This window comes from Mesorhizobium sp. WSM3859 (assembly GCF_002295065.1).
Classification (GTDB): Bacteria; Pseudomonadota; Alphaproteobacteria; order Rhizobiales; family Rhizobiaceae; genus Mesorhizobium.
In genome coordinates, this window is record NZ_NSGG01000015.1 from 53,236 (window position 1) to 75,712 (window position 22,477).

At 59.1% G+C, this 22,477-nt stretch carries 20 protein-coding genes and 3 pseudogenes; 8 read left to right on the forward strand and 15 right to left on the reverse strand.

Going from position 1 to position 22,477, the window contains the following annotated elements; genetic code table 11:
* The first annotated feature begins 282 nt into the window (after positions 1-282).
* Positions 283-1,020 carry a 3-oxoacyl-[acyl-carrier-protein] reductase gene (gene fabG, locus CK230_RS25900; RefSeq protein WP_095783647.1) on the forward strand — a complete coding sequence of 246 codons (738 nt, stop codon included), beginning with the start codon at positions 283-285 and terminating at the stop codon, positions 1,018-1,020.
* A gap of 478 nt (positions 1,021-1,498) precedes the next feature.
* Positions 1,499-2,089: a NodA family N-acyltransferase gene (locus tag CK230_RS25905; protein WP_095796110.1), complete on the forward strand. Its 591-nt coding sequence runs from the start codon at positions 1,499-1,501 to the stop codon at positions 2,087-2,089.
* Positions 2,090-2,449: 360 nt separating this feature from the next.
* Here CK230_RS25905 and panD read toward each other — a convergent pair whose 3' ends face one another.
* The 6 genes and pseudogenes from panD to nifA all read right to left on the reverse strand — a co-directional run bounded on the left by panD (position 2,450) and on the right by nifA (position 8,945).
* Positions 2,450-2,902, reverse strand: coding sequence for an aspartate 1-decarboxylase (gene panD / locus CK230_RS25910; RefSeq protein WP_095796152.1), 453 nt, complete (start codon positions 2,900-2,902; stop codon positions 2,450-2,452).
* Positions 2,903-2,946: 44 nt separating this feature from the next.
* Positions 2,947-3,188: pseudogene (locus CK230_RS25915) on the reverse strand (3-oxoacyl-[acyl-carrier-protein] synthase III C-terminal domain-containing protein); the annotation flags it as partial.
* Positions 3,189-3,212: 24 nt separating this feature from the next.
* Positions 3,213-4,754, reverse strand: coding sequence for an L-aspartate oxidase (locus CK230_RS25920; protein ID WP_095796109.1), 1,542 nt, complete (start codon positions 4,752-4,754; stop codon positions 3,213-3,215).
* Positions 4,751-5,725: a quinolinate synthase NadA gene (gene nadA, locus CK230_RS25925; RefSeq protein ID WP_095796108.1), complete on the reverse strand. Its 975-nt coding sequence runs from the start codon at positions 5,723-5,725 to the stop codon at positions 4,751-4,753. Before nadA ends, CK230_RS25920 begins: the two co-directional genes overlap by 4 nt.
* A 62-nt stretch (positions 5,726-5,787) precedes the next feature.
* Positions 5,788-6,744, reverse strand: coding sequence for a hypothetical protein (locus CK230_RS25930; RefSeq protein WP_095796107.1), 957 nt, complete (start codon positions 6,742-6,744; stop codon positions 5,788-5,790).
* Between the two features lie 386 nt (positions 6,745-7,130).
* Positions 7,131-8,945, reverse strand: coding sequence for a nif-specific transcriptional activator NifA (nifA, locus tag CK230_RS25935; RefSeq protein ID WP_245330188.1), 1,815 nt, complete (start codon positions 8,943-8,945; stop codon positions 7,131-7,133).
* Positions 8,946-9,199: 254 nt separating this feature from the next.
* Between nifA and CK230_RS32685 the strand changes: the two genes are divergently transcribed.
* The gene (locus CK230_RS32685) at positions 9,200-9,526 is read left to right on the forward strand and encodes a hypothetical protein (protein WP_141246098.1); all 327 of its coding nucleotides are present in this window, start codon (positions 9,200-9,202) and stop codon (positions 9,524-9,526) included.
* On the opposite strand, the gene CK230_RS25940 is transcribed toward CK230_RS32685, so the two are convergent.
* The 4 genes from CK230_RS25940 to CK230_RS25960 form a co-directional block, all read right to left on the reverse strand.
* Positions 9,505-10,536 carry a LacI family DNA-binding transcriptional regulator gene (locus CK230_RS25940; RefSeq protein WP_095796105.1) on the reverse strand — a complete coding sequence of 344 codons (1,032 nt, stop codon included), beginning with the start codon at positions 10,534-10,536 and terminating at the stop codon, positions 9,505-9,507. The two genes, CK230_RS32685 and CK230_RS25940, sit on opposite strands and share 22 nt — an antisense overlap.
* A gap of 423 nt (positions 10,537-10,959) precedes the next feature.
* Positions 10,960-12,393 (reverse strand): dicarboxylate/amino acid:cation symporter, encoded by a 1,434-nt coding sequence (locus CK230_RS25950; protein WP_095796104.1) that lies wholly within the window; start codon positions 12,391-12,393, stop codon positions 10,960-10,962.
* A gap of 586 nt (positions 12,394-12,979) precedes the next feature.
* On the reverse strand, positions 12,980-13,546 hold the full coding sequence (locus CK230_RS25955; RefSeq protein WP_095796103.1) for a DNA-binding protein: 567 nt from the start codon (positions 13,544-13,546) through the stop codon (positions 12,980-12,982).
* A gap of 1 nt (position 13,547) precedes the next feature.
* Positions 13,548-13,892, reverse strand: coding sequence for a hypothetical protein (locus tag CK230_RS25960; protein WP_095796102.1), 345 nt, complete (start codon positions 13,890-13,892; stop codon positions 13,548-13,550).
* A 494-nt stretch (positions 13,893-14,386) separates the two neighbouring features.
* On the opposite strand from CK230_RS25960, the pseudogene CK230_RS25965 reads away from it, so the two are divergent.
* From CK230_RS25965 to CK230_RS25985, 5 genes and pseudogenes are all read left to right on the forward strand, one after another.
* A pseudogene (locus CK230_RS25965) lies at positions 14,387-14,705 on the forward strand (transposase); the annotation flags it as partial.
* 191 nt (positions 14,706-14,896) lie between these two features.
* Positions 14,897-15,039 (forward strand): annotated as a pseudogene (locus tag CK230_RS25970) (acyltransferase); the annotation flags it as partial.
* Positions 15,040-15,334: 295 nt separating this feature from the next.
* Positions 15,335-16,324, forward strand: a complete 990-nt coding sequence (locus tag CK230_RS25975) for a nodulation protein NodZ (RefSeq protein ID WP_095796100.1) — start codon at positions 15,335-15,337, stop codon at positions 16,322-16,324.
* A gap of 131 nt (positions 16,325-16,455) precedes the next feature.
* The gene (gene gmd, locus CK230_RS25980; RefSeq protein ID WP_095796099.1) at positions 16,456-17,556 is read left to right on the forward strand and encodes a GDP-mannose 4,6-dehydratase; all 1,101 of its coding nucleotides are present in this window, start codon (positions 16,456-16,458) and stop codon (positions 17,554-17,556) included.
* Positions 17,557-17,642: 86 nt separating this feature from the next.
* The gene (locus CK230_RS25985) at positions 17,643-18,596 is read left to right on the forward strand and encodes a GDP-L-fucose synthase (protein ID WP_280952413.1); all 954 of its coding nucleotides are present in this window, start codon (positions 17,643-17,645) and stop codon (positions 18,594-18,596) included.
* Between the two features lie 458 nt (positions 18,597-19,054).
* Here CK230_RS25985 and CK230_RS25990 read toward each other — a convergent pair whose 3' ends face one another.
* From CK230_RS25990 to nifB, 5 genes are all read right to left on the reverse strand, one after another.
* Positions 19,055-19,966, reverse strand: a complete 912-nt coding sequence (locus tag CK230_RS25990) for an SIR2 family protein (protein WP_095796098.1) — start codon at positions 19,964-19,966, stop codon at positions 19,055-19,057.
* 40 nt (positions 19,967-20,006) lie between these two features.
* On the reverse strand, positions 20,007-20,219 hold the full coding sequence (nifT, locus tag CK230_RS25995; protein ID WP_067318665.1) for a putative nitrogen fixation protein NifT: 213 nt from the start codon (positions 20,217-20,219) through the stop codon (positions 20,007-20,009).
* Positions 20,216-20,542 (reverse strand): nitrogen fixation protein NifZ, encoded by a 327-nt coding sequence (locus CK230_RS26000; protein WP_095796097.1) that lies wholly within the window; start codon positions 20,540-20,542, stop codon positions 20,216-20,218. The genes nifT and CK230_RS26000 overlap by 4 nt, the downstream gene beginning before the upstream one ends.
* A gap of 90 nt (positions 20,543-20,632) precedes the next feature.
* A complete protein-coding gene (locus tag CK230_RS26005) occupies positions 20,633-20,827 on the reverse strand; it encodes a 4Fe-4S binding protein (protein ID WP_095783662.1) in 195 nt (64 codons plus the stop codon).
* 32 nt (positions 20,828-20,859) lie between these two features.
* Positions 20,860-22,341: a nitrogenase cofactor biosynthesis protein NifB gene (nifB, locus tag CK230_RS26010; RefSeq protein ID WP_095796096.1), complete on the reverse strand. Its 1,482-nt coding sequence runs from the start codon at positions 22,339-22,341 to the stop codon at positions 20,860-20,862.
* Between the last annotated feature and the right edge of the window lie 136 nt (positions 22,342-22,477).

Here is a 22,477-nt window from a genome sequence, read left to right on the forward strand (position 1 = left end):
TGGTATTCAACTGCTTGCCAGATCACGATCGTAAAGGACATCGCCTTGGACCGCTTGGTGAATGCGCCAAGTGGCGGCGCAACCTCGACGAACCGCGGCCCGTTTTTGCAAAATTCTCAACTGTTGAAGCGATTTGGTCGTACCGCTATCGGACGGTTAAGCGGGGCCCGCCGAGTTCGCGTCGAGGGCCTGTCCAAAGCTGTACCCGATAAAGTCTGGAGGGCGCAGGGCCGCCAGTGACCGCTTCCGTGCCAAGCCGGTCCTTAGAAAGGGAATCGATAAATGTTCGATCTGACCGGCCGCAAGGCGCTCGTCACCGGAGCAAGCGGTGGAATCGGCGAGGCAGTGGCGCGGGCGCTGCACGCGCAGGGCGCAACCGTCGGCCTGCACGGCACGCGTGTCGAAAAGCTCGAGGGGTTGGCTGCCGAACTTGGCGGGCGGACAAAACTGTTTCCGGCAAACCTCTCGAACCGCGACGAGGTCAAGGCCCTGGGCGCAAACGCGGAAGCCGAACTCGAAGGCGTCGACATACTGGTCAACAATGCCGGCATCACCAAGGACGGGCTTTTTGTCCGCATGTCGGACGCGGACTGGGACGCGGTGCTCGAGGTCAACCTGACCGCCGTGTTCCGGCTCACACGCGAACTGACCCATCCAATGATGCGCCGCCGCAACGGCCGCATCATCAACATCACCTCCGTGTCCGGCGTAACCGGCAATCCCGGCCAGGCGAACTATTGCGCCTCAAAGGCCGGCATGATCGGCATGTCGAAATCGCTGGCGCAGGAGATTGCGACACGCGGCGTGACGGTGAACTGCGTGGCGCCGGGCTTCATCGAATCGGCCATGACCGACAAGCTGAACGACAGGCAGAAAGAAGCGATTATGGCCGCCATTCCGGCCAAGCGCATGGGCACCGGCTTGGAAGTCGCCTCGGCTGTGGTCTACCTAGCCTCGAAGGAGGCCGCCTACATCACCGGCCAAACCATTCATGTCAACGGCGGCATAGCAATGATTTAGCCTAAAAGTTCAGTGCGCCCCGATGACGCGTATCAACAGTGGAGGAAGGTTCCCACCCAGATAGCAGTCGGTTGGTCTGGCAACTGACGAGCCGGTTTGGTCGGCAACTGGCGAGGTCGAGCCTCGTGATCAAGGCCGCCTTGGGCGGAGGCTTAGATCAAGCTCTTTGAAGCGCATGCTATCCTATCCATAGCGTGGATGCATTCATTCGAAACAAACGATTTGCCAATTCTGCAGAACGTCGCTTAGCAAGATTTCAAAGATGCAAGCCAAAGGGCAATTATCCATGTTTGTACTGGCTCCGAGCAGTATTTTTCCGGCGTACACCTTCCGGTGTGCTCGCAACACAACGGAGTCGCATTGTCATTGCGGCTAGTTTCTTTGGTGACCTGCGCAAGCTACCTCGAGCCGGCTTGATGCGACAAGACCCCTGCTAGGCGCTTCCCAACAAAACAGCAACAAAGATGAGGTTTTTTCCATGTGCTCTGACGTGCGGTGGAGGTTGTGCTGGGAAAGTGACTTGCAACATACCGACCATGTCGAACTCTCCGAGTTCTTCCAAAAGACCTACGGACCGACTGGCGCCTTCAACTCAGAGCCATTCGAAGGCGGCCGTAGCTGGGCCGGTGCGAGGCCGGAGCTCCGCGCCATCAGCTACGACGCGCACGGCGTAGCGGCTCATATCGGCATACTCCGCCGCTTCATCAAGGTTGACGAGGTCGAGGTCCTGGTGGCCGACCTGGGGTTGTACGGGGTGCGTCCGGATCTTGAGGGACAAGGGATCGGTCATTCGATGCGCGTTCTATATCCGGTATTGCGGCAGCTTGGGGTTCCATTCGCTTTCGGCACCGTTCGGCGCGCGATGCGGAACCATATGGAGAGGTTCTGCAGAGACGGCCTGGCGGCGATTGTGTCGGGCGTTCGTGTGCGGTCCACTCTCCCACATGTGTATCTGGACCTGCCGCCCACGCGCGTCGAGGACGTGCTCGTCGTGGTTGTGCCGATTGGACGCTCGATGAGCGAGTGGCCATCCGGCACCCTGATCGTTCGGAACGGTCCGGAGCTTTGAAACATCTTGAAGTGCCGGGTGATCGCGCTAAGGCACCGCAGCGGCGGGTTTTTCCAGAGCTGCTCGGCTGAATACGCGTTCCCATTCACGTTAGCTGTGGGTAATCAAGGCTGAATTAACTTGCAAGATCTGCGCATCAAATCGATCCGGGCGCGGGTTCCGCGCGCACAGACGTTCCGGACCTGAATGGCCGCCACCAGATGCGACATTGCCCCATCCCACGAAGGCCCGCCGTGCCGAAAGCGCTGGGGGTCGGCCTTTCGAAGCTGAGCGTCAGCAACTTCGTCGAGTCTTAGACGCTCTTCGGCACCGAGCAGGTTGCAACGGGGCGAAGAGGCTCGCATATCTGTGGAGCGCGGCTCACGCCCCGGAGACAAGGGCAGGAATGATCAAAGGCTCATTCGCCTCGTCAAGAATGGAGAAACTGTACCGGCCATCTGTGTCAAGATCGACGGAGTAGCTCAGGCGGTCGAGTATGTAGTTATCCTGGTCGAACGTGACGATCCGCGGCTTCAGCGAGGTGATATGCGCTTCGTCCAGGTAGATGGAGTTGCAGACAATAATCGGGTCATCGGGCTGACAGGTACGAGCCGCCGCTCCGTTGAGGATGCAACAGCGTGAACCGCGCTCGCCGAGGATGACATAGGTCGAAATCCGCGCACCGGAATTCCTATTCCATATCTCCACGAATTCCATCGGCAGGATCCCGGCTGCCTCGCAGTGGTCGGGGTCGAGCGTTATCGAACCGTGGTAGTTGAGGTTCGCTTCGGTGACGTGGATGCCGTGCAGCTTGCCGGCCACTATTTTTCGCATTGTTGTCCTCATCAGCATACAAGGTGAATCTTGGCAACGCCCGGCTAAATTACAACGGCGAGCGCACCGCCGCTGAGACCCGCGCCCGCCGCCTCCAAAAGAATTTTCTCGCCTGGCCAAAATGGCTGCGCCCGATGGGCGAGCGAGAGCGAGATCGGATCGTCGCGGCGGAAGAGTTGCCATAGTGGGCGTTCGTCTTGACGATTGCGCGATCGGCTATGCCGAGGTTCCTCCCGACCGCGACGAAAAATCGACCATTGGCCTGATGCTGCACGAACCAATCGAGGTAAGCGGTGCAGGTGAAGTCATATCAACGGCTCCGTTCGGATCTCTGCCAGCTGAGCGCGACGGCACTCTCAAAGGCTGTGCAGAGCGTCAGTCGCGAGGGGAGGGCGGCGGCTTCGCGACAAGGAAAATCGGACCGGTAGTGCGAACCGCGGCTCTCCTCGCGGCGCAATGCCGCGATCGCGATCAACAGCGCAACCAGGGCCGGGTCGGCCGTGGCGGTCTCGCCAACGGCAATCGGCAGAAGGGTCGGGATCGCCTCGCGCAGAGCTTTGCCATTCCGAACAATGCCAAGCGCATTAGAGACAAGTTGGCGTACAGGTGAAGGGTCGGGTCGCAATGGAAAGACTGCCGGCAGCCTGGGCCACTGCCAACCCGCGCAAGATCCAGCCACGCTTGCCGCGACCCAGACTGCTGTCGCAACAGCTTCCGCGAGAGAGTTGCTGGCAAGCCGGTTGGCGCCATGCAGTCCCGTGCATGCGACTTCGCCGCACGCCCACAGGCCGCTAACGGAACTACGCCCTTCGGCGTCAACGGCCACTCCGCCCATGTGATAGTGAGCAGCGGGACGCACGGGGATAGGCTCCACGGCCGGATCGATGCCGGCCTGCTTGCAAATAGCGTCGATCGCCGGAAAGCGTCTTGCGAATTTCTGCCCGAGGCAATGTCGGGCATCGAGATAGACCCGATGCCCGACAGCGAGCTGATCCGAGATCGCCCTCGCTACCACATCGCGCGATGCGAGTTCTGCCCCCGGTGTGTCGGCCAGGAAGCGATGGCCGTCTTCATCGATCACCACCGCGCCTTCGCCTCGTACCGCTTCGCTGACAAGCGGCATTGGCCGGCACGGACCATCGAGCGCGGTCGGGTGGAACTGCACAAATTCGAGATCGGCGAGCTCCGCTCCAGCACAGGCGGCAAGCGCAAGACCATGCCCGAATGAGGAGAGCGGGTTCGTTGTGTCGCAAAACAGCCCGCCTATCCCACCGGTCGCCAGCACCACGCGGCGTGTGGGCAATGCGAACACGCCGCCGTGCAAGACAGCCAGCAAGCCCACAATGCTGCCCTCCGACACAACCAAGCGAAGCGCTGTCATGCCTTCCATGATCGTGATCGAATGGGTTCGCCGCGCCACGCCGAGCAGCGCCCGAAACAACTCGCGGCCGGTTGCGTCGCCGGCGGCGTGGACGATGCGGCGACGCGAATGCGCCGCTTCCAGGCCGAGCCGCAGCCTCCCGTCGAGTGAGCGGTCGAAGGGAACGCCGAGACGGATGAGATTCTCGATGGCTTTGGGTGCGGCCTCAATCACCCGCCTGGCCATCTGTTCGTCGCAGTGTCCGTCGCCGGCAGCAAGCGTATCGGTGAGGTGGAGTTCCGGGGTATCGTCCTCGCCGAGGCTGGCTGCGAGCCCGCCCTGGGCAAGCGTGCTTGAGGCTTCGGTTCCGAGCGGGGTTCTAGAGAGAAGAACGACCGGTTGGGGCGCCAGATGAAGCGCCGTCAGCAGGCCGGCGAGGCCAGCGCCGATGATGACCGGCGCCCCGCCAATGTCATGGATGTCGGGTGTCATACAAAGAGCATGCGTTCCACAGCCCAGCGGGCCCGTTCAGTGACGTGCGGATCGATGGTGACGACGTGACGATTCTCCTCGAGCGCGGTGCGGATGTTGGCGAGCGTGATGCGTTTCATGTGCGGGCACAGATTGCATGGACGCACGAAATCCACGTCCGGATGCTCGACCGCGACATTGTCGCTCATCGAACATTCCGTCATCAGCACCACACGCGCCGGCCTATGCCGCGCGACATACTCGGACATCGCCGCCGTCGAGCCGGCGAAGTCGGCTTCGGCCACGACCGCGGGCGGACATTCGGGATGGGCAAGTACGCTGATGCCGGGATGGGCCTCACGCAGCTCGCGGATGTCGGCCGCTTCAAAGCGTTCATGCACCTCGCAATGCCCCTTCCAGACGATAATCTCAACCTTCGTCTGTGCCGCGATGTTCTTCGCCAGATATTCGTCGGGCAGCATGATCACGCGCGGCACCCGGAGGGACTTCACCACTGCGAGCGCGTTGCCTGAGGTGCAGCAGATGTCTGACTCAGCTTTCACCGCGGCGGAGGTGTTGACGTAGGTGATGACCGGAACACCGGGATAACGCTGCCGCATCAGGCGTACGTCTTCGGCCGTGATCGAGTCGGCCAGCGAGCAGCCGGCGGCGAGATCCGGGATGAGCACGGTCTTGTCCGGATTGAGAAGCTTGGCTGTTTCAGCCATAAAATGCACGCCGGCTAGTACGATCACATCGGCGTCGACTGTCATCGCCTTGCGGGCCAGCGCCAGGCTGTCGCCGACGATGTCAGCCACGCAGTGAAAAATCTCCGGCGTCTGGTAGTTATGCGCCAGGATGACCGCGTTGCGCTGTCGCTTCAGTTTCAGGATCGCGTCGATGTCGTCAACGAAGACCGGCCACTCGATCGGTGGGATAACGCGCCGAACGCGGTCGTATAGGGAGGCGCTCGAAGGCAGGACGGCGCTCATCGAGCCTCCAGTTATAGTCAACGCGATTATAAGGCCTATAATCGTTGTGACTATAAGTGGTGTCAAGCCCGTGCGAGCGGCAATTTTGTGCCGGCCACAGGCCTCTCGTCTAGAATGGCATGGTGGAAGCGGTAGAGCTGCGCCGGCCGGCCGCCGGTCTCGGCGGTCGTCGTTCCGGTCTTCTCAACCAGCTCCTGCTGCCCTATGAGCCGGCGAAAGTTCGGCTTGTTGATGAGCCTGCCGGAGAGCGCCTCCACGGTTCGCTGTAGCTGTAAAAGCGTGAAGAGCGGCGGCATCAGTTCGAACACAACAGGCCGGTATTTGATCTTGGAGCGCAGCCGCGCAATAGCCGTTGCCAGAATGCGGCGATGATCGGCGCTCATCGATCTGCCCGGCACCGGAGCGAGGATGGCAGAATCGCCGCCGCGCTTTGCTTCCTCCACCAGGGCGGCTTCGTAGAGCAGCTCGTAGCGCTGCAGCGCGAGCTCTTCGTTCCATGCCCGGTCGTCCATGGCAAAGGCGACCGCTGCTCGCCGCCGGCGATCGAAGCGCGTCGCGCCGTCGTCCGCGCCTTGCGCCCATTCGATAAGGCGCGGCCACAATTCTTCCAGCATCGGGGGCCTGCCGGAGCGATGATCCTCCCAAGGGAAATAGTCGTACCAGCTCGTCCAGCTGGGCCTGCCCGAGGCGCCCGCATCTTCTTCGCGGGTGAGTGCGAGATAGCTGATCGAGATCACGCGCTCATTGCCGCCGGTCCGATCGCGATCGGCGAAGGTGTAGAGCTGCTCGATGTAACCGAGAGGCTGGCCGGTCTGCAGTTCCACCCATGCCCTGAGGCTCGACTGGAGCGAACGATGAGCGAGCTCAAACGGGCCCGAGGGAAGTGCGGCCCCCTGTTCGATGGTCAGAACACATGGTCCAGCGTCGTTCACGGCGACGACGACTGCGATCAGGTCCGCGTTGACGTCGTTGGTCTTGCCTATAGCTCTGCCTTTCCTCGGTCCCTTTGCCTGATCCATGGTTCCTGGCCTACTTGGCAGAGCTCCGCCTGCCTAAACCGATTTAGCTCTGTTCTTTTATCATACCACTCGTCGCGCCAACACCACGCGCTCTGGCGATTTTACCTCTTCGCACCTGGACAAAAATATGCCAAACGCGACACTCGCCGTGGGTGACGCCGGGTGAGGAGAGACGTGGATTGAGCGATCTCAGGCTGTCGGCCGGCAGCGCGTGGCGGCGCCAAAGCTCGCCGGAAGCGGGCCGTTCTTGATAGCAGCCGGCGCCGACAGGAAGGCTGCACCGCCTCACCGAGTCCGAGCCGAACCAACCAACGCTTGATTTGTCTCAGCTATTCGCCCCGCTCGGTATGTCGCGGCCCCGACATGTCGGAAGTCCGACAGCCGGTTCAGAGACACTTGATCTCGATACCGTATTTCCTCAGCGCGTAACCAATCTGGCGCGGCGTCAGTCCAAGCAGGCGCGCTGCCTTTGCCTGTACCCAGCCGGATCTTTCCATGGCCGCGATGAGACGCTCGCGATCGGTCATCTTCGCGTCGCTTACGAGGGCCACCCGAACAGGCGCTGGCAGTGCCTGATCGCTGTAAACAGGCGGGGCCCCAAAGGCGGCCGAAGCAACAGCACCAGACGATTGCATGGCCGGGTTCAGTGGCGATGGTGCGATCGGCTCCGATTTCGGCGCAGCCTCCGTCGATGCGTGCTTCCAGAGCATCGCGGAAAGGCATCGGCCGTGGCAGCAATCAAAGTCGCTTCTGACGATTGACGCTCCCGCTGACAGGGTCGCTGTCCGCTGCACGCAATTTTCAAGCTCGCGGACATTTCCGGGAAAAGCACAGTTCATCAGCACTTCAGTCGCACTCGCATCGAAGACCAGGGTACGGCCGTTCTCGCTGTTGAAATTCTTGAGAAACTCAGCGGCAAGGAGCGGAATATCACTGCGCCGTTCGCGCAATGGCGGCACCAGCAAGGGAACAACGCTGATGCGATAATAAAGGTCGGCGCGAAACTCGTTCCTTGCAACAGCGTGTTCCAGGTTCCTGTTCGTGGCAGCAATCACGCGAACGTCGACCTTAATCGTCTGGTTGCTGCCGACCCGTTCGAACTCCTGCTCCTGCAGCACGCGCAGCAGCTTTGCCTGGAACGAGGCCGAAATCTCGCCGATCTCGTCCAGAAACAACGTTCCCTTGTCGGCGAGCTCAAAGCGCCCCTTGCGCGAGTTGAATGCACTGGTAAAGGCACCCTTTTCGTGACCGAACAGTTCGGATTCCAGGACTGTCTCAGGGAGCGCTGCGCAATTGAGCTTGATGAACGGCCGCTTGGCGCGCCCCGACAGCTCGTGAACGGCCTTGGCGACCAGCTCCTTGCCGGTCCCGGATTCCCCGCGCAGCAAAACGGTACTGTTGGACTTGGCTACTAACGCGACCTTCTCAAGCAGCCCGCGCAGCGCCGGGCTGTCGCCAATGATCCCCTTGACATGAGCCCTTTTGCCCTCATGCCGAGGCTGCTTGAGCTCGCCGAATTGCTTTTGCATCCGGATTTTCTCGGCCATCAGTCGCTCGCGGTCGGACGCGAACAGGCGATGCAGCTTCACTGTCTGCCCAACCAGATTGGCGATCGTGGTGAGGAGGCGGAGGTCGTAATCGAGGAGGGAGGCTGATTTGTTGTCCAGGATGCGGTCGATGGTCAGCGTGCCCACGACGTTCGCATCGACGCGAATGGGTACGCCGATGAACGACACTTTCATGTTGTCGGACGCCCCGAGCACGTCCTTGTCGGCGGCGTTGAAGGCCGGATCCACCGCTATGTTCTCGGCGACGAGCGCCATGCCCGTCGTTATGATCTGGTCGATCGCCGTCCGTGGCAGATGCTTCCGGTGGTGCTCATCGCTGCCTTCGCTCGAGCCGGCGCCGACGATCATGTCCGGTGTGCCGGCACCGTTGAAGAGCGAGATGATACCGTGCCGCACCTGCACCAACGATGGCAGGAGATCGACGACGTTGGCCAACGTGGCTTCGAGCGCAGCGGGGGCGGTGAGTGCTTTCGATGTTTCGAAGATATCTGGCGCCCTCTCGTGCAGCGGCACAAGAGACACCACGTGATTCGTCTCGGACTTTGAATTAGGCGTTTTCATTTCTGGAAGCGATATGCCGCGTGACCAGATCTGCCTGGCACTTTGCACGCAGGTGCGAGCATCGTGCTGCATGTGATCATCCATCTCGCGCCGTGAAATCGACGCTCGAGGCAAGTGCGCCTATTGTCCGGCGCGCGGATTTCCTTGGCCAATCGCATTCGTGGGCGTCTTCGCTCTGCAGGCCGCTGCACAATCGACGGGTTTGCTCGCCTCGGCCTGGCACGCGGGAATTCATTGAAGCACGAAAAGGCGTTGACGAAGGTAGTCTTGACGATTGATCCGTCAGCGAGACGGACGTCTGCAGCCGGCTTTTCGTGACCAATTAGATGGCCGCCGAGATGATCGTTAATGTCGATGCCGGTCAGGCCGGGGCCGCGGGCAAGTGCGGCCCTGGCAAGTTGGGGCGGCGTCATGCGGTCGATCGCAAAGCGGAGCGATGCTTGACGCATGGCTTTCCTTTCTCTTCCATGAAGTGCGGGTCGTCGTTCTCGGCTGACTGGCTTCCGTCGCGCAGCAATTATCCGTTGTTAAACGAGACCGGAATGACGGAGGTGAGTCAACCAAACTCCCGCTGCTTTTCTTTCATCGATGAAAGGAAATTAGGCTCTCATGATAGTATTTTATCAGTCTTTCAGATGTTTTCCGGCAGATAGATCTCAAACGGCAGAAAAGTCTGCCCCAGCGTCTCCGAAGTGCCGACCTTGATGGCCTGGGCCATCAGCGTCATCAGTTCCTGGCAAAGCAGGCGCTGGGGCGTGGCGACCGACATCGTGATTATGCCATCTGCGAGTGCTGCCCGCGACTCCGGCGTGATCTCGTTGACGATCGCGATGAGACCGCGGCTTTCGCCTTCGTCACGGAGCGCGGAGATCGCTCCCTCCATACCTCCGCCGGCCACATAGAAGCCGGTGAGTTCGGGTTCCCGTTGCATGAGATCCAGCGTGGCCTCGTAGGTGATCTGCCGTGCCTCGAGGTTCACGAGCGGATCGAGCAGCTCGAATGTCGGTGCATTCTCGCGAAAATAGGAGCGAAAGCCGACCTCCCGCAGCTCCTGCCCCTGAAAACGGTGGCTGCCGACAAAAATCGCCACCTTGCCCGGCCGTCTTGCAACCTTTGAAAGCATCCACGCTGTCGTCCGCCCTACCTTGCGGTTGTCGAGGCCGATATAGCCCTCACGAACACCTTCGGCGAAATCGGAAAGCAGCGAGAAAACGGGGATGCCTTTTGCCTTGAGTTCTTGGACGGCTGCCGTGATCGCCGGATGGTCCGGCGCCACCATGGCGATCGCGTGGCAGCGCGCGCCGAATTCCTTGAGCAGTGGAACAAGGTCGCACGGCATGTGCGACGGCGCGAATTCGATGAGCGAAGTGCCATGGAAGCACTTCGCCGCGTTGACCGCCGCTTCAACCTCACGCGCGAGGCGCTGGTAAAAGTGGTGAGTCGGTTTTCTCAGGATGAAGCCAAGCCGATATTGCGGCAGGTCCCGCTGCAGGCGCTGCTTGATAAGACCTGCGGCGTGATATCCGATGGCCTGTGCCGCCGCTAAGACCCGCTGCGCAGTCTCCTCCCGCACCGGATGACGGGCATTCAGAACTCGATCAACGGTGGCAACACTGAGCCCGGCTTCCCGGGCGATATCAGCAATTGTGGGTCGCTTCGCCATGGTCCGAGTCTGATTAAAAGGACATCAGGAAGAAACCCGGTAGAGGTAAGATTCAGTAAAATCTGTCATTCCTGCATTGATCCTGTTCGCTACCGGAACTCTTGTCGTGGCGTGGTGCGAGGCAGAAGCCGAAACGTGAACGACGCGCCTTCCGACCGTCTTCGACATCATCGATGCCCATAGATCATTGATCCCTCTATGCCAAGGTCGCTTTCGTTGCGTAGAGCGTGGGCGAATTGTTCAGCCGTGCCTCGACGAGAGCTGACCGCGGGGCCCCGGTTGAGCTCCGCGCCCGGTTCCACGAACCGTCGCAATCTTCGTAAGCATCAAGCGCATCGTCGATGGCTTGTGTGTCGTGACCAGTGCGGGGACCTTCGCAAGGCGCACAGATTTTGCACTCACTGCATTTCGGGATTCTTGATTTCATCGGCCGGCGCGAGGCCGTTTGGACCCCGCGGCTCGATTGTCGGGCGTTTGCGACCAGCCAGGCGGTTCAACCGGTAGCGATGCTCCCGCCTTGCACGGCGCGGGCGCTGTCAGTGGCTGGCCGGTTGATGTCTCGGCAGGCTGGTGGCCGCAGAAGGCAGCTTGCAATTGCGCCTGATCCAATTCGCCTTCCCAGCGGGCGACGACGAGCGATGCCACCGCGTTACCGATCAAATTGGTGAGTGCCCTGCATTCCGACATGAAGCGGTCGACGCCAAGGATCAGCGCCATTCCAGCAACGGGAACAGACGGCACTACGGACAGCGTAGCGGCCAACGTGATGAAGCCGGCACCTGTGACACCTGCTGCCCCCTTCGAGGAAAGCATCGCGACGAGCAACAGGAGGACCTGATCGCTAACTGACAAATCCGTATTCGTCGCCTGCGCGATGAAAAGGGCCGCCAGGGTCATATAGATATTGGTGCCATCCAGATTGAAGGAATATCCGGTCGGGATGACCAGGCCCACGACCGAGCGCTTGGCCCCGGCCTTTTCCATTTTCTCCATGAGAGAGGGCAGCGCGGCCTCGGAGGAGGACGTTCCGAAAACCAGCAGCAGCTCTTCCTTGATGTAGCGGATAAGAGAAAAGATCGAGAAGCCGTTGTAACGGCAGACTGCACCGAGAACCCCGAACACGAAGAGAAAGGCCGTGAGATAGAAGGTCCCGACCAGCATCGCAAGGTTGGCCACCGAAGCGATGCCATATCTGCCAATTGTGAAGGCCATTGCTCCGAAAGCGCCGAACGGCGCGGCTTTCATGAGGATGCTGACCAATTTGAAAACGGGTGCAGTTAGGTCCTGAAGGAAGGAAAGAACCGATTTGCCCGATTCTCCGACCATCGCCAGCGCGATGCCGAAGAGGACAGAGAAGAACAACACCTGGAGAATGTCGCCTTCCACGAAGGCGCCGACAATCGTGCTCGGGATCATGTTCATCAGGAAGCCGGCGACGGACTGCTCATGGGCCTTTGCGGCATAGCCATTGACGGCCTGGACGTCGAGCAAGGTCGGATCGATGTTGAGGCCGGCGCCAGGCTGAATGACATTGCCGACGATGAGGCCGACGAGAAGCGCGAGCGTCGAGAAGGTGACGAAATAAACCATCGCCTTGCCGGCAACACGGCCGACCTTCTGAAGATCGCTCATGCCGGCAATTCCGGTCGCCACGGTCAGAAAAATAACGGGCGCGATGATCATCTTGACGAGCTTGATGAAGGCATCGCCGAGCGGCTTCATGTGTTCTCCGATTTGCGGATAAAAATGGCCAACTGCAACTCCAAGGATGATTGCGACAAGCACCTGCACGTAAGGCTTGGCACAAAGAGTCTTGCGGGATGCGCGATTTTCGCTGGGGGCCAGTGGGGTCAACATGTAAGTTTTCTCTCCCTGACCGGTTTGGGGCGGGCTCTTCCTCCCTTCCCGCGCTTCTCCCATTGCGGCGCTCCGGTCGAACGCTGCTTCAATGCCAGTCGCAACAGTCGTGCCAAGCCAAGAAATCCCCGGGTCTCAGGTATTTGCTACAATTGCAGAGCAAGATTGTGTGGTTCGCTCGGCGGGAGACCCAAAGTTCCGAACCAGCCCGCTTGCAATCGGCTAATTTCCCTCGATTCCAGCCTGGGTTTGGATCATTCTTTGGTTTTTAAAGGGAGAGCCTGGACGGCCGTTCTCTACGGGAGATGACAGCGGTACGTGGCTGGAGCATCGCCACAACGGCCGACATTAGACGAGGAAAGCCCAAGACGAATTGCGGAAAAAATGCGGTAACGACCCGCGGATAAGAGCTGCATCAACCGTCGTATCGAGGCCCATCCCGTCCCCGTGCTGTCCCCCATCAACGGCAACAAACCTATGGCAAGGATATGGGGCTGAAAAAACATCATGCATTAACTTGGCCATAGTCATAAGAGGTAGCAAAGATCGCCAAATTATAATTTAGAACCGCTGAGGGGGGCTATATTCAGATTGGCCGATACATCAAAACCCGACCCGTCGGGATTAGCTGCAGTAGATAGTCGAAGTCGCTGATGTTGCCCGTTAGAACGGTAAACCCCAATTTCTGCGCATGCAGGAACAACACGCAGTCCTGAAGTGCCCGAAGCCTTGAATCATGCTTGTAGCCTTGGAGGCGACACAGCATTCCAGACAGAAGGGCGGCTCGGCCCAAGACATCGGGATCTGGCGCAAAAACCCGATGGGGAGGCATATCCTTGATCATGGTCCCGATCTGCTTGATCGCCTTGCCCGTGCCCGAATGTTTCGGGTCAAGGACACCGACGGTGTGCATCAGCTCTTGGATCGCTACGGTGGAATGGTTGACCTGCCTGACCTCGAGGAGGTCGGCGACTGCTTCAGGCGCCCGGCCTTGCAAACCGTCGATGTAGACGCAGGTGTCCAGCAGCAGTTCTTGCCCCGCCCCGACGAGGTTGCCGATGATAGGCAGCTCCATGTCCGGGCGGCGGCTTAAGGTTTTTTGGGGATCAAATCGCGACCATGTTACGGCCGCACCAAAGTCGAAATCGGCCAATTCAGAATCCGAGCTTCAGCGTCGGATCCACAGTTCCCCGTGTTTTCCTGAAGGTCTCGGCGAAGTTGTCTTCCAGAGCCACATTAGCCAACGCAAATTCGACGAGTTCGGTATCAGACGTCAATCCGGTTCGAGCTTTGGCCTTCTTGATTAGATCAACACTCACCCGCCCCGCAATCCTGCCGTCCTTCTCAGCGCGCAGGCCGGATTCTTCCGCCCTCTGCAGGACGGCCTTAATCCTGGCCAAGCGGCGGACCTGCAATTTCTCAGCCAGTTTGGGAAGGGTTCTCGTCCGCTTGCCCACGGACCCTCGGCCGCGACGGATACGTACAGCAGTCTTCGTCATCGGGGTTCCTCACAGGTCCGTTCAACAAAATTCGATTTTAGACAACATAGCAGGCAAGGTCGAATTTTTCAAATACCCCGAAATAAAAGGCGGTTGTTGGCCGCCCGGAGGTTGCTTTGCTGAAGCTATCCAAAAGGGGGGAACGTCACGGCTCCAACCGATCCGACGGCTGGTCTACTCGGAACACCAGGTCGGTAGGCGCTCCCGGGCCAAGCTCGCAGCGTGAGTTTTCACCTCGGCCGAGCGGCCCGGCAGAACACTACTCGGTGTAAGCGGTGGTCGCGCTTACCCAACTCCCACATGGATCGTTGAACCAGAGAATGCGATGGCAAAAGAAGCATTGGCAAAGGGCGCCTTCCAGCGAATGTATTGACGCTCCGCATCCCGCCGCTTCCCGAAAGGCGCGAAGATATCCGATCCTCTCGCTGCGAGCTGAGGCAAGGCCCGCCGACTGATGCCGGTCAACAACGCCTCCTGGACCGCCAATGGCGAGCGCCGGGGCATCTGATGGAGAACGCACACAGGAGCGGCCGGGCTATCTCTCAGTGATATATGGCCGCACCCCCGTCCCCAGTGCTTGAGCTGCGGGTTCCCCAGGATCACACCGGCCGTTTCTCCACCGAGTGTTCGAAGCGCCTCGGTGGCCACCCTAGCGGAGATGTATGTGCAGGGGTGTCGACCAGGAAAGTCAGGGCGATCATGGCTGAGCTGTGCGGCCATGCGTCCTGGGCCTCATCGAGCGTGGCCATCAACAAGCGGCTGGATGAGAGCCTGAAGACCTTTGCCGAGCGCCCGCTTCGCGGGCCGTTTGCCGACTTCGACGAGCAGTCTGTCACTTATCCATAGGCTGGATGCTCGCGATCTAAACAATCGATTTTACCAATCCGAGCCTGTCATTCATAGACCGGCTAACTGACATGCACCGCTGCTGCTCTATCGCGTGAGGTGCACAAACGAATCCGAAAAAGAGGAAGTCTTCGCATACGCTCTGACATGGGTGGAGGTTGTGCTGGGAAAATGAGTTGCAGCTTGCCGAACATCTCGAACTCTCTGAGTTCTTGAGAACACCTGCGAGCCGACCGGGGTCTTCAACGCACAACCGTTCGAAGGCTCTCGAAGTTGCACCGGTGCAGGGCCGGAGGTCCGGTGAAACCATGCTAGCAGACCTGCTCAACTGAACGACGCCGGCAGACCAGGCGTGAAGTTCTCGCAAAGGAGCGGGGGCAATTGCGGAAGCAGTGCTGCGTTCCTGCTCGCATCCATCAACACAGCGGCCAAGGGCCGAAGGATAGCAGCGTCTATGGCTTGGCCAGTTCAAGACAATGATACGAACATTATACCAATGAAATTGGCAACGACTACGATCGTTGGCGGTTGGTGTGTGCGGGGGCGACATATTCAAGCTTCTTAATGCCTACGGTGTTCTGAAGGAGACAATGTAGATGCGTGTTACTGGCTCAAGAATTGGTCGGTACGTTGTTTCTCGACGGCGCGAGGGTCTCGGTGATTGCCTGTGGTCTCTCGCATCGGCGTGGGAATACGCACATCGGACGGGCCGAGCTTTAGCAATAGATTGGCGCGGCTCTTGCTACCTTGACGACCCTTTTGCGAATGCCTTTCCGGTTTTCTTCAAGCCAATTGAGGAGATCGGTGGTGTACCGGTCATTTGCGATGACCAGATCAACCACGTCTCATTCCCCGGACCGTTCTTCCCGTCGTGGTGGAACAAGCCATCCATTGACTGCGTGTACCGTCCGGATGAACAGATTTTCCAAGAACGTGACGAGCTTAGCGATCTCTTCCGGGCCCAGGATGATTGTGAAGCCAACACCGTAGTTTGTGATGCTTGTTTGATGTGGCGTTGCGATGAGCAAGCCGAGCGAACGATATTTCGGAGCATCACGCCGAGGGCCGAAATCGAGGATCGGATTGAAGCGCTTTACCAAGAACACTTTGCGGGTCATAGCATAATTGGAGTCCATGTCCGCCACGGCAACGGCGAGAATATTATGGATCACACCCCTTACTGGGCTGATCAAAAGGTCGCATTAGAGCAGGTATGCACTGCCATTCGTATGGCCAAAGCGCAACCGCATCCAAGGCCTGTTAGGGTGTTCTTGTGCACAGACAGCGCCAAGGTTGTGGATCACTTGTCGGGCGCATTTCCCGAACTTTTCACTGTCCCAAAACGCTTCCAGGCGGATCAGGCCGGCCCGTTACACAGTGCAGCACTGGGCGCGGAAGGGGGCTTTTCCGCTCTCGTTGAAATGTATCTCCTTGGTCGTTGTGACACTGTAATTCGCTTTCCTCCGACTAGCGCCTTCAGCCGCTATGCCCGCCTCGTCGTGCCGCGCATTATTGAATTCGATTTGAATGACCCACGTCGTTTGATCTCGAGTGAGAACGCCTTCGAACGCTCCCCGGCTCCATGAAAGCGTTGGCATCCCGCTCAAACTCTCGCTGCCTTAGCGCAGCGTCGTCGTTCGCCTTGCCCTTCTCGCCGCGCAACCCCGCCGCAGGCAAGTAGGTTCTTGGGCGCCTCAAAATCAAAAAGGATTCAAGCTTGTCGCAGAGAAAAGTAGCTTTAATCACCGGGGTCACGGGACAGGATGGTTCCTACCTCGCAGAACTGCTTTTAGGAAAAGGCTATTCTGTGCATGGGATAAAGAGACGCTCGTCCCTTTTCAATACGGATCGCATTGACCATCTCTATCATGACTCTCATGAAAGTGGCGTTGATCTTACACTTCACCACGGTGATTTGACAGACTCGTCCAGCCTTACGCGCGTGATCCAACTTGTTCAGCCGGACGAGATTTACAATTTGGCCGCTCAGAGCCATGTTGCAGTCTCCTTTGAAGAACCAGAATACACCGCCAACTCCGATGCCTTGGGGGCGCTGCGTATCCTCGAGGCAATTCGGATCCTGGGGCTTGTCAATCATACGCGCTACTATCAGGCCTCGACCTCCGAGCTTTACGGGCTGGTGCGGGAAACGCCACAGACCGAGACCACACCGTTTTATCCCCGGTCCCCCTACGCCGTGGCCAAATTGTATGCTCACTGGATGACCGTGAACTATCGAGAAGCTTACGGGTTGTATGCATGTAACGGTATTTTATTCAATCATGAATCACCGGCGCGCGGAGAAACATTTGTAACGCGCAAAGTCACGCGCGGCTTGGCTCGGATTAAGCTTGGAATGCAGCGGAGCCTCTTCTTGGGCAACCTTAATGCGCGTCGTGATTGGGGGCACGCTCGAGACTACGTCCAGATGCAGTGGTTGATGCTTCAGCAGGAGCAAGCTGAAGACTTTGTGATCGCTAGCGGTGAGCAACATTCGGTGCGCGAATTCGTCACCGTCGCGGCCGCTGAACTCGGCATGGATACTCGTTGGGTGGGGGAAGGGGTCGACGAAGAGGGGTACGATGCAAAGACGGGCGCTCTGATCGTAAAGATAGATCCCCGTTACTTTCGTCCTGCGGAAGTCGAGACACTTCTCGGCGATGCGCGCAAGGCCAAAGAAAAACTCGGGTGGGAGCCAAAAATTTCCTTCAGCGAATTGGTTAGGGAGATGGTTCGGGAAGATTTGCGCATGGCAGAGCGTGACGCAGTGCTGATGAAGCAAGGTTATCATTCACACAGTCCACGAGAGTTATGCTGACAACCGCGCGCCATGCGGGCTTGTTGTCGAGTGCTATGGTGGCCTTCTTAAGAGCGCGCAGAGCGCTATCAATGGAAAGTATAAAGATGAAGAAAGTCTATGTAGCAGGCCACCGCGGCCTTGTTGGGTCCGCCACGATGAGAGCCCTCGAGGCGTTGGGATCCTATGAGATAATAACACGCACTCACGGCGAACTGGATCTATTTGATCGGAGCGAGACGCGCAGCTTCTTCATGTCGCGGAGACCTGATTACGTCGTTATGTGCGCCGCAAAGGTTGGTGGTATACTGGCGAACGCCAGCTCCCCCGTCGATTTCCTTCATAACAACTTGGCGATTCAACTCAGTGTTTTTGATGCCGCTTACGCTTCCGGCGTCGAACGGATGATTTTTCTTGGCTCCTCGTGTATCTATCCACGCGACTGCCCGCAGCCGATACGTGAGGAATACCTTCTAACCGGTCCGCTTGAAGCGACGAATCGTCCCTACGCTTTGGCAAAAATCGCAGGAATCGAGTCATGCTGGTCTTTTAACCGGCAGTACCAGACACGCTATCTCACGTTGATGCCGACCAGCTTATATGGTCCCGGCGATAACTATGACCCCAAAAATTGCCACGTTCTGCCTGCTCTGATACGCCGTTTTCATCAAGCTAAAATGAACGGCGACTCCTCGGTTGAGGTCTGGGGATCCGGAAACCCTCGGCGAGAGTTCATGTATTCGTCGGATGTAGGCGATGCCATAGCATTCCTGCTTGGCCTGCCAGATTCAGATTTTGACGTCTTGACGGCTCCCGACACTGCGCCCCTGATCAATGTTGGCGTTGGCGAGGACGTCACAATTCGCGAGGTGGCGGAACTCGTCAAGGCGGCGGTCGGCTGGGAGGGCAACTTGGTTTTCGACACGACGAAGCCAGACGGTACTCCGCGCAAGTTACTGGACGTAACGCGCATGCGTGGCCTTGGCTGGAAAGCCAAAACGTCCCTCGGTGCCGGGTTACGAGCGATGTATGAGGATTTTCTCCGCGTTCATGCGGCTTGATGATGATGCGCGCATCCTGGTTGGACTGCGTGGCCGAGCGGGTGCAAGCTTGTTCAGTCAGGCCAAACAGAAGAGAGGGACGCATACATGCCTAGGCGGCCACAATATTGGCCTGCGCTAACGGTGCAAACCGGACCTCTCTGCGGCCGGCGATGCGCAGAGGATCAGTCGGAACCTTGCCCAAATGGGGAGGCCGCATTACCGGCCGCACCTGGAGGCTGTGCGTGAGCGCAGTCGACTCAAGCCGCCAGTTAGAACTGCTGCCGCAGCTTAGGAACCTGCCATCGGTACGAACGCCAACCGGGGCCCGCCATGCCTCGGGCAGACCTTATCGCAAGGCGGTACATGCGGCAATGGCGGACGTGGATGTATGCTGCTCGCAGCCGCAGGCGGGATCGGGTCCCCCTAGGTGGTGTAGCGGACGGCTTTGGTCGCCGTGCTCTCCGTCTGGGAATGGATCAAGCGATTGCACTTTTGCATTCATGCAATGTCTTGCCCAGTCCGACCAGACGGGCCGCCGCTTGACCCGTAGGCATGTCAATGACCGTGATTGCCCTTTCTGCAAGGAAGCGCCGCTCGTTCCTGGTCAGCGTTGCTGTATCGATTGCCGCAAAATGTGGGCCATGGGAGCGCTTCATAATCTGTCGGGCATAGGTGCGCAGCATCTGATCGTTGAAGCGGCAGCCGAGGAAGAAAAGACCACGGCTGGCTCGCCGTTCCTTCACCAGGTCAGGGATCGGCGTTTGGATGTCGATTTCGCTCAGCACTTCAACGTAGTCGGAATCTGCGACGAGGAAGTTTGCGGCCGGCCTGGCACCGCCGTGAGGGGCGTAGAGAACCGTCTTCGCCGCTGGAGCGGATTCGAGTAATATCCCGGACAAATCGTAGGCTTTCGTCCAAATGTCACCGATCTCGTGCGCCCGTGTCACGCCCTGTATTTCGACGACGTCCGTTCGGCGGGCCTGGATTAGAGCCGCGCGCATGGCACCGTCGTACCAGCTGTCGACGATCACGGAGAGCGGCAGCGTTGCAAGCCAGGCATGCAAGATGGTCGGCACCACCGGGGCCGCGAATATTTCGGCCATCCAAACTTGAAGGGTCCGGCGGTGGCGGCGCTGTTCGATATACTGCGCTACCGACCACATGTTGGTGCGAATCTTCGAAGGGGCTGGCGTGCGCTTGTTGAGCGCTGCGGCAACGGCTTCGGGGGTATGCGGTACGGGCGGTCCCGCGGAGCGGATCTCAAGCAGACCTGGGCCGAGATAGGGGATGACCTCGTCGGCCGCGAGCGCTTTCTTCAAAAGGTCAAGCTGCCTTTCGGCAAAACTGTCCCGAACGACCACGAGGTGGCCCGAGGTCATTGTGTTCATGCTCGTATCCCTTTGCCGCTCTCTTGTGCCAACCCGACGGTCAGTCCTCGTCGGAAATCTTTCTTGCCTCCACGGTAATCGGCAAAGCCGTATCCCGCGGAAGGTCGGGCAAGACTAACCGCCAGCCGTTCTTCAGCGTCACAGCCCCACCCCACAAGTGTTCGTTGTCGACCTTGATGATCGGCTCTTCGAGATCCTTTTTGGGAATATATGCCGACAAACCAGCACCGGTCCTGCGGATCATTACCCTCATCCGGGCGTTCCTTCGTCAAACCCAGCACCGATTTCGGCAGTGCAAGGCATCACGGCCGTCTCAAGGCTCATGAGTTCACGCGCACGCATGCCGACAATGGTGCCGCGATCGACCCATTCGACCGCATAGATGTAGAATTGCTGGAGAAAGGTGCCGATGTCGCGCACATAGCCCTCGTCGCCTTTGCGCACCAGGTTTTCACCGATCTCCTTGCCGGGATAGGTGCCGTCATTTTTTATGTGGCGTGTGGCGCGGACCCGCTCACCCGGCATGAATCGTGGGGGTGTACGGATTTCGATGTCCTGTTCGCGTCCGAGGCTCATGGCCGTTCCTTTCTCTCGGCTGCAGCTTTCCAACAGGAGGTGATGGTCCTTCGGAGTGCGCCTCGACCCTGTCGGTTGCCGAAATGGAGGTCAGGCGGGAACGCAAGTCTTCGACACCGGACATACCGAGGCGCATTGCTGCGTTTCGAAGGCCCCCTCGCATTCGGTGCACTTTTTTGGATCGATCACGTAGCTCTCGCTCTTGAACTTGATCGCGCCGGAAGGGCATTCGAACTCGCAGGCGCCACACTGGGTACATTGGGAAGCGATGATCTTATAGGCCATTTTCAACTCCGGTTCGGCTGGAACGAGACGGCTCAGGCCGTCGCAGCCAGTAGTTCACCCCCAAACTCAGCGGCGTAAAGCGCGCCGATGGCGGTCTCGATGTAGTCATACCCGTAAGCATCCGTTGCTCGGATACCGCCTTCCTTGAGTCGATCCTCGGGGCAATTTCCAATTCTCGCGCACAGCACGATGTCTACGCCTTCGAGCGTAGAAATGACGCCGTCGAGGCTCGTGTCCTCGGCCCGGCCGCCGAGGCAATACTGCTCGACCTTACGATGACCGACGAAGCTGATGCCTTTCGGCGAGGCCTCGTAAACCTGGAATTCCTTCGCATGGCCGAAATGCTCGTTGATGCGGCCGCCACCCTTGGTCGCTACCGCGACCAGAAGCGACTTGCCGGAGCCCGCGGTCTTGACCATCCCGAGCGCCTCGCTCTTGGCCGCCGTGCGATCGCCCCGCTCGCGCGCGACCACCGTGCGATAGGCCTCGCGCTTGCTGGCGTCGTAGGTGACCTTGTCGGGAAGCCGGTCGAGCGTGAATTCCTGGCCACGATCCTCGCCGAGCAGGCCGACAGCATCGGCCCGGCACTGCCGGCAGTGGCGCATGAGCTTGGCGCCGCCTTCGAGACGATCCTGAAGGGTCTTCAGCTCCATTGCCGTGGGGCCGCACTGCCCGCTCAGGCCGTAGTGCGTACCGTGTGCCGGGTCGGAAATCAGCGGCATGACATTGTGCAGGAATGCGCCGCGCTCCTTGACCCACTTATTCACCTCGATCAGGTGCTCGTCGTTAACGCCGGGGATCATGACCGAATTGATCTTGGTGAGGATGCCGCGCGCCGTCAGCATCTCCAGCCCCGACATCTGTCGTTCGTGCAGGATCGTGGCTGCCTCGAGGCCGGTATAACGGCGGTGATCATAAAAGATCCATGGGTAGATCTTGGCACCGATCTGCGGGTCGACCATGTTGATGGTGATCGTCACGTGATCGACATTCATTTCGGCAAGCTCGGCCACGTGGTCTGGAAGCGCGAGTCCGTTGGTGGAGATGCACAGCTTGATGTCGGGGATTTCCTTGGCGACCAGTTCAATTGTCGCCTTCGTGTTCTTCCAGTCGTAACAGGCATCGCCCGGTCCGGCGATGCCAAGTACGGAAAGCTGCGGCACTTCGTTGGCGACCTCGATCACCTTGCGCAGCGCCTGGTCGGGCGTCAGCCTCTCCGAGACGACCCCGGGCCGGCTTTCGTTGGCGCAGTCATATTTGCGATTGCAGTAGTTGCACTGGATATTGCAGGCCGGGGCCACCGCCACATGCATGCGCGCGAAATAGTGGTGCGCTTCCTCTGAAAAGCAAGGATGATCTTTGATCTTCTCCCAGACAGCTGTGTCGATCTCGTGCGGCTTTGCGGAGGAGCCGCAGGATGAAGATGCGCAGCCAGCGGACCTCGCTCTCGCCGGCAACTGATCGAAGGCTGTCGTGCCGGAAAGGCCCTCCAGCGAAATCATCGGTGCGGACATTCAAGGGCTCCGTGCGTGGTGTGAACTTCGCACGTCAAAGCGCAAGAGATATGCCAACTCCAAAAGCGGTTTTTGTCCGTCAATGTTGGCTTTTACGTCGGCCTTTGTGCCCCACTGTGTCCGTTTTGCTGCGACA

Coding starts and splice junctions, on each gene's coding strand:
- fabG (WP_095783647.1), top strand. CDS start 283: ATGTTCGATCTGACCGGCCGCAAGGCGCTCGTCACCGGAGCAAGCGGT.
- CK230_RS25905 (WP_095796110.1), top strand. CDS start 1,499: ATGTGCTCTGACGTGCGGTGGAGGTTGTGCTGGGAAAGTGACTTGCAA.
- panD (WP_095796152.1), bottom strand. CDS start 2,902: ATGCGAAAAATAGTGGCCGGCAAGCTGCACGGCATCCACGTCACCGAA.
- CK230_RS25920 (WP_095796109.1), bottom strand. CDS start 4,754: ATGACACCCGACATCCATGACATTGGCGGGGCGCCGGTCATCATCGGC.
- nadA (WP_095796108.1), bottom strand. CDS start 5,725: ATGAGCGCCGTCCTGCCTTCGAGCGCCTCCCTATACGACCGCGTTCGG.
- CK230_RS25930 (WP_095796107.1), bottom strand. CDS start 6,744: ATGGATCAGGCAAAGGGACCGAGGAAAGGCAGAGCTATAGGCAAGACC.
- nifA (WP_245330188.1), bottom strand. CDS start 8,945: ATGCAGCACGATGCTCGCACCTGCGTGCAAAGTGCCAGGCAGATCTGG.
- CK230_RS32685 (WP_141246098.1), top strand. CDS start 9,200: ATGGCCGCCGAGATGATCGTTAATGTCGATGCCGGTCAGGCCGGGGCC.
- CK230_RS25940 (WP_095796105.1), bottom strand. CDS start 10,536: ATGGCGAAGCGACCCACAATTGCTGATATCGCCCGGGAAGCCGGGCTC.
- CK230_RS25950 (WP_095796104.1), bottom strand. CDS start 12,393: ATGTTGACCCCACTGGCCCCCAGCGAAAATCGCGCATCCCGCAAGACT.
- CK230_RS25960 (WP_095796102.1), bottom strand. CDS start 13,892: ATGACGAAGACTGCTGTACGTATCCGTCGCGGCCGAGGGTCCGTGGGC.
- CK230_RS25975 (WP_095796100.1), top strand. CDS start 15,335: ATGCGTGTTACTGGCTCAAGAATTGGTCGGTACGTTGTTTCTCGACGG.
- CK230_RS25985 (WP_280952413.1), top strand. CDS start 17,643: ATGAAGAAAGTCTATGTAGCAGGCCACCGCGGCCTTGTTGGGTCCGCC.
- CK230_RS25990 (WP_095796098.1), bottom strand. CDS start 19,966: ATGAACACAATGACCTCGGGCCACCTCGTGGTCGTTCGGGACAGTTTT.
- nifT (WP_067318665.1), bottom strand. CDS start 20,219: ATGAGGGTAATGATCCGCAGGACCGGTGCTGGTTTGTCGGCATATATT.
- CK230_RS26000 (WP_095796097.1), bottom strand. CDS start 20,542: ATGAGCCTCGGACGCGAACAGGACATCGAAATCCGTACACCCCCACGA.
- CK230_RS26005 (WP_095783662.1), bottom strand. CDS start 20,827: ATGGCCTATAAGATCATCGCTTCCCAATGTACCCAGTGTGGCGCCTGC.
- nifB (WP_095796096.1), bottom strand. CDS start 22,341: ATGTCCGCACCGATGATTTCGCTGGAGGGCCTTTCCGGCACGACAGCC.